This window comes from Flavobacterium rhizosphaerae, assembly GCF_046000445.1.
GTDB lineage: Bacteria > Bacteroidota > Bacteroidia > Flavobacteriales > Flavobacteriaceae > Flavobacterium > Flavobacterium rhizosphaerae.
The window spans coordinates 67669-82017 of the sequence record NZ_JBELPZ010000011.1 but is presented as its reverse complement, the minus strand read 5'-3'; the positions used below and the strand labels follow the sequence as shown (position 1 = coordinate 82017).

Here is a 14349-nt window from a genome sequence, read left to right as displayed (position 1 = left end):
GAACCGGGTAGGGGCATGGATGTTACTTATTTATTACTTTTTTGCTTCTTCTATGTAAGAAATAGCCTGACCAACAGTAGAGATATTCTCAGCCTGATCATCCGGAATCTGAATGTCAAATTCTTTTTCAAATTCCATAATAAGCTCAACAGTGTCTAGTGAATCGGCTCCTAAATCGTTAGTGAAGCTAGCTTCATTTACAACTTCGTTTTCGTCAACACCTAATTTGTCTACGATAATCGCTTTTACTCTTGATGCAATGTCTGACATAATGTTTTAATTTTAGAATTTAATTTGACGGCAAAAATAAAAAACTTTATTTTAAAACCACGTATTACCTAAAAAATGTGAGTACTAAAGTAAAAAATTAATTTTATAAAAATATAAAAGTACTGTTATTTTGAAGGATATTATTCTTTTTTTTGCAGCTTAAAAGCCTTTTGTTATGAAAAATATAGTGGTTTTTGCCTCGGGCGGAGGTTCTAATGCCGAGAAAATAATGGAGCATTTCAGTCAGAATAGTACTGCCAATATTGTGGCTGTTTTCTGTAATAACAGCAAGGCTGGTGTTATAGAAAAAGCAGCAGATTTTGGGGTACCCGTAGTTGTTTTTAACCGCGAACAGCTTGATAACGGGTTTGTATTGCGTCACTTAGTAGCTTTTAATCCATATTTAATAGTACTGGCAGGCTTTTTATTAAAGTTTCCTTCAGATATCATAACTGCTTACCCTCATAAAGTAATAAATATACACCCGGCCCTGTTACCAAAATACGGAGGTAAAGGTATGTATGGCCTACATGTGCACCGTGCCGTACTTGAAAATAAGGAACAGGAAAGTGGCATAACTATACATTATGTTGATGAGAATTATGATGAGGGAAACATCATATTTCAGAAAGGCATTGCCATTGAAGAGTGTTTAAACCCGGAAGAAGTGGCTGCTAAGGTACTTACATTAGAACATGAGCATTATCCAAAAGTTATAGAAGAGCTATTGAATAATTGATGTGTTTAAAATTATGCCTTAAAAGTTAAATGTAATTATACAACCTTACAATTATGCATACTGTACATATATATACTGATGGTGCCGCTAAAGGAAATCCTGGCCCCGGGGGGTACGGGCTAATACTGGAGCAGGTTGGCACCGGTTACCGTAAAGAATTTTATGAAGGTTTTAGGCTAACCACTAACAACCGTATGGAATTGCTGGCGGTTATTGTGGGGTTGGAAAAACTAAGTAAGCCGGGTACTGAAGTACTTGTAGTATCTGACAGTAAGTATGTGGTAGATGCGGTAAGCAAAGGCTGGGTTTTTAATTGGGAAAAAAAAGGATTTAAGGATAAGAAAAACCCGGACCTGTGGCGGCGGTTTTTAATTATTTACCGAAAACACAAAGTAGATTTTAAATGGATAAAGGGACATAACATGCATCCGCAGAATGAGCGTTGTGATGAACTTGCGGTTATGGCGGCTACATTGCCTAAACTTAATATAGATGCTTTTTATGAGCAGCAGGATGGTTAATATCAATTAGCTCCAGCTCATTTTAATTTTAACTCTGTTGCCTGTTGTTTTTACGTTTCCTCCAATAGCACCATGTTCTCCTGGGTAAATATTGTAGATTGTGCTGTTTTCTTTATTTAAAGGAATGTTGTTTTTATAAAAAGAATTTTAAATGTTAAAATAATTACCCCTCAATAATTTAATTATTGAGGGGTAATTATGTAAATGCTTTAAACAGTTACAATGTTATAATGTGGCAGTTAAAATAAAGTTATAGTTAAAAGGCAAATAAATACTACAGCCAAAAGGCTGGTTGCGAGCATTACCGCAAAAAATTTTGGCGGCATGTCCCCGTCTTTTCCGTTATCATTTTTAGTAGGTAGCATTTAATATAAAAATTAAGGTGTAATAAATTTACGAACGTTTTTTTTTTGATATCCGTAAAAAAAGGTTAAAAATAATTTATAATTCTCTTAACGCTAAAATATAATATTTAGTTTAAAGTAGTGCTTTTTGAGAGCCAAAAAACTAATATTCAGGTGCAGATTTAACATTGGAATGTGTGGATACTTCTTTTTATTGAATAATTAATTATTTTAATACTTAAGTGTTCTGCTAAATTTTTATGTTACAAAATCTTCTTTTATTTACTCAATACTATTTAGGTATTCCCTAATTCAGTATCTTGCAGCTACAATTTTTAATGCTGCTATGACTGAAATTGAACGCAAGTTTCTTGTGCTTTCTGATGATTATAAGAACGGGGCCTACACCCAAAACCGCATAACCCAGGGCTACCTTTGCACCCACCCCAGCCGAACTGTGCGTATACGTATTAAAGGTACTAATGGATATCTCACTATTAAAGGCAAAGGCAATGATAGCGGCACTACACGTATGGAATGGGAAAGAGAAATTCCGGTTGCCGAAGCCGAACAATTGCTAATGTTGTGCGAACCCGGTGCTATAGATAAAATTCGTTACGAGATAAAAGCAGGCAAACATGTTTTTGAAGTGGATGAGTTTTTTGGCGATAATGCAGGACTTGTAGTAGCTGAAATTGAACTAAATGATGAAAATGAACCTTTTGAAAAACCCGAATGGCTTGGAATGGAAGTAACTGGCGATGAGCGCTACTATAATGCTTACTTAAGCCGCAAGCCATATACAACATGGAAATAGAGAATAAAATATATGACCTGCTAATAATAGGAGGAGGGCCTATTGGCATGGCATGCGCTATAGAAGCCAGGAATAAAGGGCTAAACTATTTAGTATTAGAAAAAGGTGCGCTGGTAAACAGCCTTTTTAACTACCCCTTGTACATGACTTTTTTTAGTACCGCCGAGCGTCTGGAAATTGGGGATGTTCCGTTTACATGTATAGCACCTAAGCCGGGGCGGCAGGAGGCTTTGGAATACTATCGTAATATACAGAAACATTTTAATCTTAACATACAGCTAAATGAGCGTGTTATATCGGTAAATAAACAACAGTCCGGCGAATTTATAGTACATTCAGAAAAAGGCTGGTACCATGCCCGCAATGTGGTTATAGCTACCGGTTTTTATGATATACCCGTATATATGGATGTGCCGGGGGAAAACCTGCCCCATGTACGCCATTATTATAAAGAAGCGCATGAATATGCTTTTAGTAAAGTAGTGGTGGTTGGCGCCAATAACAGCAGTGTAGATGCCGCGCTAGAGTGTTGGCATAAAGGAGCTGATGTTACTATGTTAATTCGTAAAGGGGAGATAAATAACCGGGTAAAGTACTGGATAAAACCCGATATTGAAAACCGTATTGACGAAGGCAGCATAAAGGCTTTTTATTACAGTACCATTACCGAAATTCGCCAAAATGAGGTAGATGTTTTTACCCCGGACGGCACAGTTACACTTGAGACAGATTATGTACTGGCGCTTACAGGCTACAGGCCTGATATTGAGTTTTTAAAAAAATGTGGTATTACTATTAGTAATAACTTGTTTTGCACACCACAATATGACCCTGAAACGATGGAAACAAATATAAAAGGGTTATACTTGGCAGGTGTAGTGTGTGGCGGCATGGAAACTCATAAATGGTTTATAGAAAATAGCCGGATACATGCTAAAATGATAGTTCAGCATGTTATTACGCTGCAATAAGTAAATCGTATTGTTGTTGTGTATAGCTAAAATAGTTTTAACTGCTCTCCTTTTGTGCCATCAAAATGATCAAGGGCCAGCAGCGATAATTCCCTTCCGGCAAAGTATTTTTGGCGGCCAACTTTAAATGTGTTGTGAATCATTTCTGCAATATTGCCTTCACCTTTTTTACGTTTTGCCACGCTTTTTTCACCCAGTTTTCCTCCATGCATGCTGGCAATATGGTTTAGTACTTTTTCTTTTCTGTCAGGATAGTGTTCGTTAAGCCAGTCAATAAAAACGGGCTCTACTGCATCGTTTAAACGCACCAGGGTATAGCCAAAGCTTTGTGCGCCTTTATCAGCCATAATTTTCACGTTTTGCAGTATTTCCATACTGTTTAATCCCGGTATAATAGGCGCAATCATCACGTTGGTTGGCACGCCGTTTTGCGATAAGGTTTCCAGTGCTTTTAGTTTAGTGTTTACTGATGAGGTACGGGGCTCTAATTTTCGCCTCAATTCTTCGTTAGTAGTAGGGATTGAGAGAGAAACTGTGACAAGATTTTTTTGTGCAAGTTTAACAAGTATATCCATATCACGGGTAACAAGCGCATTTTTAGTGAGTATATCTACGGGATGCCGGTACTCTAAAAATACCTGCAGAATTTTACGGGTAATTTCCAGTTTACGTTCAATAGGCTGGTAACAATCTGTATTGCCAGAGAGCAATATGGGTTCGGGTTTATATCCTCTTTTAGTAAAAAATTGTTCCAGTAATTGCGGGGCATTTTTTTTCACCATTATTTTACGTTCAAAATCAACACCTGCGCTATACCCCCAATATTCGTGTGTGGGGCGGGCAAAGCAATAGGCGCACCCATGTTCACAACCCTGATACGGATTCATGCTGTAAGCCATCCTTAAATCGGGACTTTTTACGGGGTTTACTATAGTTTTTGGGAAAACTTCCAAAAATTCTGTTTTGGCTACCTGCTCTTCAAAATCATCATCATAAATTGATTTTTGATAACGGTTTCTTTCAAAATGATTATGAATATTTTGTACGGCTCCCTGTCCTTTAACGGTGTTTACACTCATGCTTTTTTAAAGCAAGATACAAAATATATAAGATTATTTTCTTAATAAAAGAAAACATTACCCATTAGAGGGTTGTATTTTTGGGGGGAAAATATGGTCTTTCCAAAAGAGCGCTATATCACAAAGTATTTCTGATAATAAAATTTTATCAGACGATCTGTAGTAACAATGTACAAAAACCTGCATTGGAGCCTTACCCTTTGCAGAATTTATCAAAAACATATAGGGAATTTCGTCCATATTAAATTTTTCATGCATGTATACCATATTACGAGTATCCGGCACTTCTATGCGTGGGGTAGCTGTACTTTGAAATACTACAAAAATATCCGGGATATTATCTCTTATATATTTGCCAGCACTATCTGTATCACTAAAAACGCTAATCTCATTTTTATGCCCCATGCTATTAAGACACTTAGATAAATGATCAGAGTTTTCTATGTTGCTGTCAATGAGAATTATTTTTCCCTCTTTATTCATTATTACGGTAGTGTAGAATATACAAAGCTACTTTTTATATCATTGTATTGGTTACAACATTATACTTAAAATGTTATTATTTAAATTTTAGGGTGCAAATTAACAGTTTTTTTAGTGAAATTTTAAAAAAAGCTGCCCGCTACATTTTTGTAACGGGCAGCTCAACATAAACAAACAATTAATCTAAATAATTAGAAACTCCCAAAAAAGCTAATTATTGCCATCCTCCGCCTAATGCCCTGTAAAGTTCTATTACAGCAGCAAAGCGGTTATATTTATTATCAATCAGGTTAAGTTCACTATTCAGGGCACTATCTTTTGCGGTTAATACCTCCAGATAGTTTACCAGGCCATACTCCAGTAATTCATCCGAATAGTCTGCTGCCTTTCTAAGTGCATCTACCTGTTGCTGCCTTATGGTTATTTTACGGGTTTCGTTATTATAATTTGCAAGTGCATCGCTCACTTCACGCCCTGCGGTAAGCATGGCAAGTTCAAACCGTAAAAAGGCCTGCTCTTGTGTAGACTGTGCTGCTTCATACCTTGAGCGTATTTGCCTTTGGTTAAAAATAGGCTGGGTTAGGCCTGCCACAACAGTAGCAAAAAGAGAGTTGGTACTAAACCACTTTTCAAAATCAATACTTTGTAAACCTCCCTGGGCCGTAATGGTAAACGAAGGATAAAAATTACTGCGGGCTACATTGGTAAGCTCAAATGCATTTACAAGGCTGTATTCTGCTGCTATCACATCGGGGCGGTTGCGCAAAAGGGATGATGAAAACCCCACTTTTAACTCAGGGTTAAACTGCTGCTCATCAAAACTGGTACGTGCAATAGCATGTGGTTCTTCACCCATTAGCAGGCACAGGCTGTTTTCGGTAAGTACAATATTGTTTTTTAAGTCCTCAATTATAAGTTGTGTGGCATATTGCTGTGCTTCGGTTTGCTTTACGCCCACTTCATTTACACTTCCTGCATCTTTAAGCGCATGTATGGCCTCAACACTTTCATTACGGTTTATAAGGGTAGAATCTGCCAGTTTAAGTTGCTCATCCAGCGCCAACAACCTGTAGTACATAGAGGCTATATTTGCAATAACCTTTGTTTTAACTGTTTGCGTAGCAGAAAGGGTTTGCAGGTAAGAAGCATTGTAGGCACGCTTATTACTGCGTATTTTACCCCAAATGTCGGCTTCCCACGAAAGGTTGCCGCTTACCAGGTATGAGTCTAAACTGCTAAATAACCTACCAAACTGGCTGTTTTTGGCAAGCTCCTGGTGTGTTACACTTGCTGTACCGCTTAGTGTAGGCAGGTACCCTGCCTTTGCCTGTTTTAGGTATGCCTCAGAAACTGCAATATTTTGCAATGCTAAGCGTATATCATAATTATTAGCCAGCCCGCTTTCTATATGCTGTTGTAAAACCGGATCGGTAAACATATTCCTCCACGAAACTTCAGCTAAAGAAGCGCTGTCCTGCGCTACTGTTTTTGTACGGTAAAGGTTTTCGGCCTTTACATTGGGCCGCTCATAATTTTTTGCCACAAAGCAAGACTGCATCATTAGCCCGGCTGCTACAAAAAACACTATTCTGTATATATTGTTACTCATTATATTTTTCAACTTTATGCTATGTTGCTTTCTTTTTGCTGAGGTGCAGGTTTACTTGATATACGCTCCTGCAGGCTTTGGAATATTATAAACAGTATAGGTATTACAAATACACCAAATACGGTACCTACAAGCATACCCCCAACGGCACCCATACCTATGGAGTTGTTACCCACGGCACCTACACCCGTAGCCAGTGCCAGCGGAAGTAAACCAAAGATAAAGGCAAACGATGTCATTAATATGGGGCGTAAACGTGCCCTGGCACCTTCTATAGCTGCTTCTGTTATGCTCATGCCATGATGTCTTCGCTGGATAGCAAACTCTACTATAAGTATGGCATTTTTAGCTAATAAGCCTATTAACATGATAAGTGCCACCTGAAAATAAATATTATTTTCCTGTCCTGTAAGTTTTACAAAACCAATAGCGCCCGCTATACCTACCGGTAATGATAGTATAACCGATAGTGGCAGTATATAGCTTTCATACTGTGCACTTAAAAGGAAGTACACAAAAACAAGACTGAGCAGGAATACCCATATAGACTGGCTTCCGGCAAGCAGTTCTTCGCGCGTCATGCCCGAAAACTCATAGGTATAGGTAGTAGGCAAATGTTTTTCCGCCGTTTCCTGTATTGCCCTTATGGCATCACCGCTACTAAACCCTGGAGCCGCCTTACCGTTAACATTTACCGCTTTAAGCATATTAAACCTGGATACCGCTTCTGGGCCGTATATCTTTTTAAACGATATAAACTGGCTTATGCCCACCATTTGTCCTTTATCATTGCGCACATAAATGCTGTTGATAGACTTCTCGTCTGCACGGTCTTCCGGCTGGGTTTGTACCATAACGCGAAACTGTTTACCAAAACGGTTAAAATCTGTAGTATACAAACCACCATAATAGCCCTGCATGGTATTTAATATCTCGGTTAATGTTACACCTGCATCTTTAGCCCGTTCCACATTAACATCCATTTGATATTGCGGAAAGTTGGGGTTAAAGTTGGTTTGTGCATATTGTATTTCGGGCCTTTTAGAGAGCTCGGCTAAAAATTCATTGCTGACAGTACTCACGGTAGCCCAGTCATCATCGCCCTTATCCTGTATTTTAAATTCAAAACCGTCTGCGGTACCAAAGCCCTGCACACTTGGCGGTGTAAAAAACAGCATTTTGGCATCTTTAAAACCGGCAGTTTTTGCAAACAATTCATTTACTACCTGGTCTACACTCTGCTCACGTTCACTCCAGTCTTTAAGCCTCATAATCATAAAGGCATAAGAGCCACCGTTTACACGGTTAAGAAGGCTAAAGCCTACCACGCTCATCCTTTCCTCAATTACAGGCATTGATTTAATAACAGAATCAAGTTTATCCACATAGATTTGTGTTTGCTCTAATGTGGTACCCGGGGGCAAAGACATGTCAGACATAATGATACCACGGTCTTCATTGGGTATAAAGCCCGAAGGTGTAGTAGTAAAAAGCACATAGGTACCTGCTATAAATGCCAGCAATACTATTGCTACTATCCACTTTTTTCTGGCCAATAAGCCAAGTGAGCGGCTATATTTGTGGTTCATAGCGTTAAAGCCGGTATTGAATGCAGTAAAAAACCGGTCTTTTATATTTTTCTTTTTATGCTCGTCATGGTCATCGTGCGGCTTTAATAAAAGAGCACATAAAGCTGGGCTCAGCGTTAAGGCGTTAACAGCCGAAATAAGGATGGCTACTGCCAGTGTAATGGCAAACTGTTTATAAAACACCCCGGATGGCCCGGTAAGAAAGGTTACCGGTATAAATACCGCGGCCATAACCAGCGTTATAGACACAATGGCGCCTGTTATTTCGCTCATGGCAGAAAGAGTTGCCTTTTTAGGGTCTTTTTCACCTTCATCCAGTTTGGAGTGTACTGCTTCTACTACTACAATAGCATCATCTACCACAATACCAATGGCGAGAACCAGTGCAAACAGGGTTAGCAGGTTTATAGAAAAGCCAAAAAGGTTGAGGAAGAAAAATGTACCTACAATAGCCACAGGAACCGCAATGGCAGGAATAAGCGTAGAACGGAAATCCTGCAGGAAGAGGAATACCACTATAAATACCAGTATAAAAGCTTCCACAAGGGTATGGGTAACTTTTTCTATTGACGCGTCAAGAAAGGTTTTGGTATTAAAAGGTATGGCATACTTTATACCTTTAGGAAAATTAGGTTCTTCATCCTTCATGATTTGAAGTACCTCGTCAATAATATCATTAGCGTTAGATCCCGATGTCTGGTAAACAGCCATACCGGTACCTAAATGGCCCATACCAAAGTTTTTGTGCCCGTAATTAAAGGCGCCAAGTTCTACTTTGGCTACATCGCTTAAATGGATGAAATTTCCATTACCAATGGCCTTCACTATAATATTTTCGTACTCTTTTGCGGTAGAAAGCCTTCCTTTATATTTAATTACATATTCATAAACACCGTCGGCATCTTCACCAAATTTACCGGGCGCCGCCTCAACATTCTGTTCCCGCAAAGCCGCCTGTACATCTGATGGAGTAAGGCTATATGCTGCCATTTTTTCAGGGTTGAGCCATATACGCATAGAGTAATCATTAGTACCAAATACGTTTACCTGCCCTACACCCTTAACCCTTTGCAGTTTGGGCACCAGGTTAATTTTAGCATAGTTTTGCACAAAAGTTCCATCATATTCTTTTTCGTTTTCAGAATAGATAGAGAGGAACATCAGCGCACTGGTCTGGCTTTTAACGGTAGTTACCCCCGTTTGTACCACCGCGGCAGGCAGCTGGCTGGTAGCCCGTGCCACACGGTTTTGCACGTTTACAGCGGCAATGTCCGGGTTTATACCCAGCTCAAAAAACACGCTTATACTGGCCGAACCGTCATTTGCGGCAGTTGAGGTCATATAAGTCATGCCTTCTACACCATTTATCTGCTCCTCTAAAGGAATGATAACGCTGTTTAGCACCGTTTCGGCATTTGCACCGGTATAGGTGGCGCTAACCTGTACTGTGGGTGGTGCAATTTCCGGATACTGTTCTACCGGAAGTGCGGTTAACCCCAGCACACCTAATATGGTTAATAATATTGAAATTACGGTGGAGAGTACCGGCCTTTCTATAAAAGTTTTTAACATCTGTGGGTTGTATTATTTTTGCTGGCTGTTAGTTTTTTGCTCTGCTGCGGTGGTATCTTGTACCTGGGCAGCGGGCTCTTTTTCTTTTTTTACAGGTTGTGGTGCAATTTTTTGCCCTTCCTGTAATTTGGTAACACCTTGTACTACTATAACATCGCCCGGTTTAAGGCCATCTTTTACTATAAAGTTTTTTCCTGCTGTTGTAGTGATATCTATAACACGGGATTTTACCGAGTCATTTTCCACAACAAACACCAAGTGCCTGTCCTGCCTGTCCATTACGGCATTTTGTGGCACAATAATAACATCTTTATGGTTTATAGGTATACGTACTATGCCGCTACCCCCGCTACGCAAAACAGCATCCGGGTTAGGGAATACAGCCCTGAATTCGGTTGTACCTGTAGTAGGGTTTACCAGGCCGTTTACGGTTTCAAGCGTACCTTTATGCTCATATTCGCTGCCATCGGCAAGTAAAAGGGTTACTTCGGGGGTATTTTTAATTTTTTCCTGAAGTGTGCCACCTTTAAATGTACGTGTAAAATCAAGCATTTGCTTTTCATTCATAGTAAAATAAGCGCGCATCATGCGGCTGTCTGATACTGTAGTAAGCGGTTCCTGTGTGGTAGAGCTTACCAGTGCGCCTTCCCTAAAAGGCATACTGCCTATAACACCACTTACAGGGGATATTATGCTGCCGTAATTAATATTTGCAGCAATACTATTATAAGCAGCCTGTGCTTGTGCCAGGTTTGCTTTTGCGGTTTCAAGCTGTACTTTGCTTATTATATTACGGTCTACCAGCGGTTTTAACCTGTCTGCCTCAACGCGGGCAGCATCTACACTGGCTTTTGCTGCAGCGGCATCCTGGTTAAGGGTTTGTGTTTCAAGTTTAAACAGTAATTGCCCTTTGTTTACATGCTGCCCTTCATCAACATATATTTTTTGGATAAACCCGGTTACTTTAGGGCGTATCTCTACATTTTGCTGCCCTTCCAGGTTAGCGGTATATTCTTCAAATGTAGTAGCATCGCCTTTAATTATGGTTTCGACAGGGTAGGGCATAGGGCCCTGCGGCTGCTGTGCCTGTTCTTCTTTTTTACCACATCCGTAAAACACCAACAGGGCTGCTAAAGCGCCCAGTAAAGTTTTGTTTCTCATTTAATGATTTTTATGCGTGTTATATTGGTCCACTTTTTTTTGTTCTATTTTCTTAAATTTTTCTACGGCTTCCAGTAATAAATTCTCTATGTTCAGCACATGGTCTTTGTAGGCCTTGGTATTTTCAAGGCTGCACTGTTCTGCGGGGCAAGAAGCGGTTTTTTTCCGGTAATCCAGCATGCGTTCCAGTATTTCTTTTTCAAAAGCAATCATCTTCAGGTATCCCTTTAGACGCTCACTAAAGGGTGAAGGTTTAAAATATTTTTTACGATCACCGCAAATGGTATAATAATTTATTTTTTCCAGTTTAAGCAACAGGTTAATACTTGTAGATACCGAGCTTTTACTGGCCGCCGTACGATCTGTTAACTCCTCAAAGGTGAGCCCCTTTTTACAGCTGTCAATAATCAGGATACCTAAAATTCTTGAAGCAAGGGGCGGCAGATTGTATTGCAATTCAAAATGAACTCCATACATTTCAATTAATTCTTCCTTCTGCTGCGTTAAATCTGCCATCCAATAAAATTTTGGCAAAGGTACTTATTAGTTCGGATACTGCCGAACTAACCGAACCAGAAAAACCGTTAATAACATGTTAACAGCATGAGCCTGGATTTTAGGGTTTTTTACACTATAAATTATATTTCATACATTTACAAAACCCAAACTTAATTTTTAACTCATGAAAAAAGTATTTTTATTACTGTTTTCCATCACGGTATGGACTATAGTTCCTTCCTGTAATAAGGACGATTCACCTAAAGACACCACTGAAGTAAATCCCGAACCTGAACCACAACCAGAACCGGAGCCTGAACCCGTACCGGAGCCTGAACCCGAACCACAGGTTACTTCCTATACGGGCTATACGCTTATCTGGAATGATGAGTTTGACGGGACAATTTTAGACCAGACAAAATGGAATTTTGAAACCGGTACAGGTGTAAACGGCGATTTTGGTACCGGACAGGTTGACCGTGCTACTGACAGAACTGAGAATGTAAACCTTACTGATGGTGCGCTGAATATAACAACCCGTAAAGAATCTTATATGGACCGCCAGTACACAAGCGGGCGAATAAATACTGAAGGAAAATTTTCTGCAGGGCCCGGTACCCGTATTGAAGCCCGCGTATGGGCCCGTGATGTAAAATATAAAGGACAGGGATTTGCTTTTTGGATGATGCCTGCCGAAATACCTGCCGGTGAAACCTATATTATGTGGCCGCAAGGGGGCGAGATTGATATAATGGAATATGTAGGTTCTATTCCTTACTATAACTTAGGCAGTGTACACTATGCCTGGTTTTGGGAAGATAACCAGTATCAGGACTGGAACCACGGCCATAAGGGTGCTTATTATTCTTATGAAAATGAAGAGGTGCCTGCCGTAAACCCCGATTATGGCGGCTGGCCTGTTGCAGCTAACAACCCTAATGCCGGGAGCGGCGGTTACCACCTGTATCGTATAGACTGGTTTGACAACCGTATTGAATTTAGTATAGATGGGAATGTGTACCACATTAATTATTTTAATGACGGAGATGCTATGGGCAATGCCCCGGATGGACAGGACTATGATACAAAAGTTACCGTTGATGGTAAACGGACAATGAAATCGGAATATTCACATCACTTTGATGAGTGGCATCCTTTCAGCCACGAATTTTATATAATTCTTTCGGCAGGTGTAGGCGGTACTACCTATACCTATGGCGGTGCCATTGTTCCGGAAGCCGTTTTCCCATGTACCACACTTATAGATTATGTGCGGGTGTACCAGCGGGATTGATAGGATATTAGATAAAACAAATTATAATGAAAACGTCCCGCTTTTGGCGGGACGTTTTATTTTTGCTATCTCGAGGGTTACATGCAGTGTACCATTATTTTTGTTGTCTGTAATATCCATAAAAGCTTTTTTAGCGAGGTCTATATCACGGCCCCGGGTAAATGGCCCTCTGTCATTTATGGTAACTATTACCCATTTTCCGTTGGCTTTGTTGGTAACTTTTACTTTAGTGCCAAACGGCAGTTTTTTATGGGCTGCGGTATATTTATTATTGCTGAAAGTTTCTCCGTTAGCGGTTTTCCTGCCGTTAAATTTATCGGCATAATAACAGGCCACTGCTTTTTTATCGTATAATGAGAACGATGTGGATGAAGCCGTCTTTTTTGATGAAGAACAGGAATAAAAAAAGCTTGTAAGCAACAGCACAGCCAAAATATTTTTAGCCATAGTATTACTCTTTTTCTATAATTTCAATTTTCACTTTCATGTGCCCGGATCCTTTATCAGAAGCTATTTCCATAAAAGCTTTTTTGGTTAAATCTATTTCATGCTTTGTACCAAAGGGGCCCCGGTCATTTATTTTTATATCTACCCATTTGCCATTTGCCTCATTAGTTACACGTACCAGTGTGCCAAACGGCAGTTTTTTATGGGCTGCGGTATAACTGGTATTGTTAAAACGCTCGCCACTGCTTGTTTTTTTTCCATTAAACCTATCGGCATAATAGGTAGCAAAAACATTTTGTTTATATAAGGTAAGCTGGGGTTCTTTTTCTTTAAGGGTATCTTTTACTACAGTAACTTCAGGGTTTTTATTTGCATTGCAGGAACAGGACCCGCCCGATGAAAATGCACTTAGCAGCATTACCAGTAACAATACACTTATTATGCTTAGTCCCCTTTTCATTTTACATAGTTATGAAAACCATTGACCATATGGAATACGGCTTAATAACAATACAAGGCCAATTAGGTACATAATGGCAATTTTTTTAAATTTTGCGCTGTCTTCAATTGCTTTTTTATGTTGAGACCACCCTATGGTTATAACCGTTATGGCAATAATATTAATGAGAGGGTGCTCAATGAGGTGAAGCCTGATAAGGCTGTCTTTCATTACACCACCAGCGGCTTTAGCATTATCCCAGTCTGGTGAGATAATCCACATGATTAAACCCAGTACCAGCTGCACATGCGCAAATATTAATGCTATCAACGCAATTTTACGGTCGTTTGCATCAAAAAGCTTTTTTTTAGATAAGCCTACAAACGAATTTAAAATGGCCAGTAATAAAAAGAACAAAACGCCATAAGCCCAGTAAGAGTGCAACTCTAAGATAGTAGAATACATAAAAATTTTTATTTAGCTGAAAGGCAAATATAGCCAATAGTTATAAATAAT

At 39.5% G+C, this 14349-nt stretch carries 15 protein-coding genes; 5 read left to right on the top strand and 10 right to left on the bottom strand.

All coding sequences use genetic code 11. From position 1 onward, the window contains the following. Nucleotides 1–33: 33 nt before the first annotated feature. Nucleotides 34–270 carry an acyl carrier protein gene (locus ABS766_RS11550; protein ID WP_408085322.1) on the bottom strand — a complete coding sequence of 79 codons (237 nt, stop codon included), beginning with the start codon at nt 268–270 and terminating at the stop codon, nt 34–36. A 175-nt stretch (nt 271–445) separates the two neighbouring features. On the opposite strand from ABS766_RS11550, the gene purN reads away from it, so the two are divergent. The 4 genes from purN (at nt 446) to ABS766_RS11530 (ending at nt 3662) form a co-directional block, all read left to right on the top strand. After that, nucleotides 446–1009 (top strand): phosphoribosylglycinamide formyltransferase, encoded by a 564-nt coding sequence (gene purN / locus ABS766_RS11545; protein ID WP_408085321.1) that lies wholly within the window; start codon nt 446–448, stop codon nt 1007–1009. Between the two features lie 50 nt (nt 1010–1059). Continuing rightward, the gene (gene rnhA / locus ABS766_RS11540) at nt 1060–1530 is read left to right on the top strand and encodes a ribonuclease HI (protein ID WP_408085349.1); all 471 of its coding nucleotides are present in this window, start codon (nt 1060–1062) and stop codon (nt 1528–1530) included. 690 nt (nt 1531–2220) lie between these two features. Then, nucleotides 2221–2691 (top strand): CYTH domain-containing protein, encoded by a 471-nt coding sequence (locus ABS766_RS11535; protein WP_408085320.1) that lies wholly within the window; start codon nt 2221–2223, stop codon nt 2689–2691. Continuing rightward, nucleotides 2682–3662, top strand: a complete 981-nt coding sequence (locus ABS766_RS11530; RefSeq protein ID WP_408085319.1) for a YpdA family putative bacillithiol disulfide reductase — start codon at nt 2682–2684, stop codon at nt 3660–3662. The genes ABS766_RS11535 and ABS766_RS11530 overlap by 10 nt, the downstream gene beginning before the upstream one ends. A gap of 26 nt (nt 3663–3688) precedes the next feature. Here the strand turns inward: ABS766_RS11530 and ABS766_RS11525 are convergent, their stop codons facing one another. The 6 genes from ABS766_RS11525 to ABS766_RS11500 form a co-directional block, all read right to left on the bottom strand. Further along, nucleotides 3689–4741, bottom strand: a complete 1053-nt coding sequence (locus ABS766_RS11525) for a PA0069 family radical SAM protein (protein ID WP_408085318.1) — start codon at nt 4739–4741, stop codon at nt 3689–3691. 57 nt (nt 4742–4798) lie between these two features. Then, nucleotides 4799–5224: a hypothetical protein gene (locus ABS766_RS11520; RefSeq protein ID WP_408085317.1), complete on the bottom strand. Its 426-nt coding sequence runs from the start codon at nt 5222–5224 to the stop codon at nt 4799–4801. Between the two features lie 214 nt (nt 5225–5438). Continuing rightward, on the bottom strand, nt 5439–6833 hold the full coding sequence (locus ABS766_RS11515; RefSeq protein ID WP_408085316.1) for an efflux transporter outer membrane subunit: 1395 nt from the start codon (nt 6831–6833) through the stop codon (nt 5439–5441). 14 nt (nt 6834–6847) lie between these two features. Continuing rightward, a complete protein-coding gene (locus tag ABS766_RS11510) occupies nt 6848–9994 on the bottom strand; it encodes an efflux RND transporter permease subunit (RefSeq protein ID WP_408085314.1) in 3147 nt (1048 codons plus the stop codon). A gap of 12 nt (nt 9995–10006) precedes the next feature. Beyond that, a complete protein-coding gene (locus tag ABS766_RS11505) occupies nt 10007–11155 on the bottom strand; it encodes an efflux RND transporter periplasmic adaptor subunit (protein WP_408085313.1) in 1149 nt (382 codons plus the stop codon). Beyond that, nucleotides 11156–11671, bottom strand: coding sequence for a GbsR/MarR family transcriptional regulator (locus tag ABS766_RS11500; protein WP_408085312.1), 516 nt, complete (start codon nt 11669–11671; stop codon nt 11156–11158). Nucleotides 11672–11837: 166 nt separating this feature from the next. On the opposite strand from ABS766_RS11500, the gene ABS766_RS11495 reads away from it, so the two are divergent. Further along, on the top strand, nt 11838–12947 hold the full coding sequence (locus tag ABS766_RS11495) for a glycoside hydrolase family 16 protein (RefSeq protein ID WP_408085311.1): 1110 nt from the start codon (nt 11838–11840) through the stop codon (nt 12945–12947). A gap of 21 nt (nt 12948–12968) precedes the next feature. On the opposite strand, the gene ABS766_RS11490 is transcribed toward ABS766_RS11495, so the two are convergent. Genes ABS766_RS11490 through ABS766_RS11480 form a run of 3 tightly spaced genes read right to left on the bottom strand, consistent with a single transcriptional unit; the run spans nt 12969 to nt 14298 of the window. Continuing rightward, nucleotides 12969–13394, bottom strand: a complete 426-nt coding sequence (locus ABS766_RS11490) for a septal ring lytic transglycosylase RlpA family protein (RefSeq protein WP_408085310.1) — start codon at nt 13392–13394, stop codon at nt 12969–12971. Between the two features lie 4 nt (nt 13395–13398). Beyond that, nucleotides 13399–13854, bottom strand: a complete 456-nt coding sequence (locus ABS766_RS11485; RefSeq protein WP_408085309.1) for a septal ring lytic transglycosylase RlpA family protein — start codon at nt 13852–13854, stop codon at nt 13399–13401. A 9-nt stretch (nt 13855–13863) separates the two neighbouring features. Further along, on the bottom strand, nt 13864–14298 hold the full coding sequence (locus tag ABS766_RS11480) for a hypothetical protein (RefSeq protein ID WP_408085308.1): 435 nt from the start codon (nt 14296–14298) through the stop codon (nt 13864–13866). Nucleotides 14299–14349 lie beyond the last annotated feature (51 nt).

Excerpts from the sequence above, each read along its gene's own strand:
- ABS766_RS11525 (WP_408085318.1), bottom strand. The coding sequence starts at position 4,741 with ATGAGTGTAAACACCGTTAAAGGACAGGGAGCCGTACAAAATATTCAT.
- ABS766_RS11535 (WP_408085320.1), top strand. The coding sequence starts at position 2,221 with ATGACTGAAATTGAACGCAAGTTTCTTGTGCTTTCTGATGATTATAAG.
- ABS766_RS11510 (WP_408085314.1), bottom strand. The coding sequence starts at position 9,994 with ATGTTAAAAACTTTTATAGAAAGGCCGGTACTCTCCACCGTAATTTCA.
- ABS766_RS11500 (WP_408085312.1), bottom strand. The coding sequence starts at position 11,671 with ATGGCAGATTTAACGCAGCAGAAGGAAGAATTAATTGAAATGTATGGA.
- purN (WP_408085321.1), top strand. The coding sequence starts at position 446 with ATGAAAAATATAGTGGTTTTTGCCTCGGGCGGAGGTTCTAATGCCGAG.
- ABS766_RS11515 (WP_408085316.1), bottom strand. The coding sequence starts at position 6,833 with ATGAGTAACAATATATACAGAATAGTGTTTTTTGTAGCAGCCGGGCTA.
- ABS766_RS11480 (WP_408085308.1), bottom strand. The coding sequence starts at position 14,298 with ATGTATTCTACTATCTTAGAGTTGCACTCTTACTGGGCTTATGGCGTT.
- ABS766_RS11485 (WP_408085309.1), bottom strand. The coding sequence starts at position 13,854 with ATGAAAAGGGGACTAAGCATAATAAGTGTATTGTTACTGGTAATGCTG.
- ABS766_RS11520 (WP_408085317.1), bottom strand. The coding sequence starts at position 5,224 with ATGAATAAAGAGGGAAAAATAATTCTCATTGACAGCAACATAGAAAAC.
- ABS766_RS11505 (WP_408085313.1), bottom strand. The coding sequence starts at position 11,155 with ATGAGAAACAAAACTTTACTGGGCGCTTTAGCAGCCCTGTTGGTGTTT.
- ABS766_RS11530 (WP_408085319.1), top strand. The coding sequence starts at position 2,682 with ATGGAAATAGAGAATAAAATATATGACCTGCTAATAATAGGAGGAGGG.
- ABS766_RS11490 (WP_408085310.1), bottom strand. The coding sequence starts at position 13,394 with ATGGCTAAAAATATTTTGGCTGTGCTGTTGCTTACAAGCTTTTTTTAT.
- ABS766_RS11550 (WP_408085322.1), bottom strand. The coding sequence starts at position 270 with ATGTCAGACATTGCATCAAGAGTAAAAGCGATTATCGTAGACAAATTA.
- ABS766_RS11495 (WP_408085311.1), top strand. The coding sequence starts at position 11,838 with ATGAAAAAAGTATTTTTATTACTGTTTTCCATCACGGTATGGACTATA.